This is a genomic window from Klebsiella sp. CN_Kp066 (assembly GCF_040065135.1).
In the GTDB taxonomy this organism is placed as follows: Bacteria; Pseudomonadota; Gammaproteobacteria; order Enterobacterales; family Enterobacteriaceae; genus Klebsiella; species Klebsiella oxytoca.
In genome coordinates this window covers 1-2,014 of record NZ_JBEAIU010000012.1, presented here as the reverse complement: position 1 = coordinate 2,014, position 2,014 = coordinate 1, and the positions used below count along the sequence as shown (strand labels likewise).

At 55.6% G+C, this 2,014-nt stretch carries 1 pseudogene; it reads left to right on the top strand.

Going from position 1 to position 2,014, the window contains the following annotated elements:
• Positions 1-2,014, top strand: a pseudogene (locus ABLV75_RS02830) (hypothetical protein); the annotation flags it as partial.

Sequence of the window (2,014 nt, the reverse complement as noted above, 5' to 3'; positions counted from 1 at the left end):
GATTCGGACAGTGACTCGGATTCAGACAGCGACTCTGACTCGGACAGCGATTCGGATTCCGACAGCGATTCCGACTCTGACAGCGATTCCGATTCTGACAGCGACTCCGATTCCGACAGCGATGCCGACTCTGACAGAGACTCCGATTCCGACAGCGATTCTGACTCCGACAGCGACTCGGATTCGGACAGCGATTCGGACTCTGACAGCGATTCCGATTCTGACAGTGACTCGGATTCTGACAGCGATTCGGACTCTGACAGCGATTCCGATTCGGACAGTGATTCGGACTCTGACAGCGACTCGGATAGCGACAGCGATTCTGACTCTGACAGTGATTCCGATTCCGACAGCGACTCGGATTCGGACAGCGATTCGGATAGCGACAGCGATTCGGACTCTGACAGCGACTCGGATTCGGACAGCGATTCGGACTCCGACAGCGATTCCGATTCTGACTCTGACTCTGACTCCGACAGCGATTCCGATTCCGACAGTGACTCGGATAGCGACAGCGACTCGGACTCTGACAGCGATTCTGACTCTGACAGCGATTCTGACTCTGACAGCGATTCCGATTCTGACAGTGACTCGGATTCTGACAGCGATGCCGATTCGGATAGCGACTCGGATATCCCGCAAGCCAACGCGGATACCAATACCGCTCTGATCTTCGAGAATCATGACAACCTCGAGGGCCTGAACGGTACGATTACCCAACTGACAGGCGTGAACTTGCTTGGTGTGGTCGATGTTTCGTTGCTTAGCGGGAACAACTTTGATTTTACGGTTGCGAGTGGAACGACTCAGGATGTGGCGCTGGATATCTCCGGCGGTACTACGCTGAGCTCGGCGGCGCTGATCAATACGCTACTGCTTCTGCTGGGTGGGACGGATACCTTCAAAGCCGATCTCGCGGTGATTAATACGGTGACCGGAGAAGTGGTTGCGCTAGCATCGAATGCGGTGACTATTACGGCGGGAGGCGTCAGCCTGGATTACAGCGGCAGCGCCAGCTTCAGCGACCTGCCGGAGGGGAACTACACGGTAGTGATATCGTCGCCGACGAATACTGGCCTGCTGCCGACGTTGGTAAACTTCCTGGCGAATATCAGCGTAGCGACAGCGGTCGATGTGGCGGTAACCGACTCTGTAGGATACGAATCCGCGATCATCAGCGGTAACGTACTGCAGACGGATGCTGGCGGAGACGTAGGTGATATCGGTACGGGTATTACTGTGACCAGCATCGTTGCATCCTCGGTTTCGGGGGCATCGGCGCAGCAGGTTAGCTCAGGAGGAACGATCGTTGAGGGCGCCTACGGTAAGCTGGTGATCTATGCCGATGGTACTTATACCTATCAGGCGACCGGAGATGCTGATTCAGTCGGGCAAACGGAGGTATTTACCTACACCATCACGGATGCGGATGGCGATACGGCTACCACAACGCTGACCATTAATATCGGCCTGGCTGATGATACGGATAGCGATGCCGATTCTGACTCCGACAGCGATTCGGATTCTGACAGCGATTCGGATTCCGACAGCGATTCCGACTCTGACAGCGACTCGGATTCGGACAGCGACTCGGACTCTGACAGCGATTCTGACTCCGACAGCGACTCGGACTCTGACAGCGACTCCGATTCCGACAGCGACTCGGATTCAGACAGCGATTCTGACTCCGACAGCGATTCGGATTCAGACAGCGATTCTGACTCCGACAGCGACTCGGACTCTGACAGCGATTCGGATTCAGACAGCGATTCGGATTCCGACAGCGACTCGGATGCTGACAGCGATTCTGATTCGGACAGCGACTCGGATTCGGACAGCGATTCGGATTCGGACAGCGATTCGGATTCTGACAGCGACTCGGATGCTGACAGCGATTCTGATTCGGACAGCGACTCGGATTCGGACAGCGATTCGGATTCGGACAGCGATTCGGATTCTGACAGCGACTCGGATGCTGACAGCGATTCTGATTCGGACAGCGACTCGGATTCGG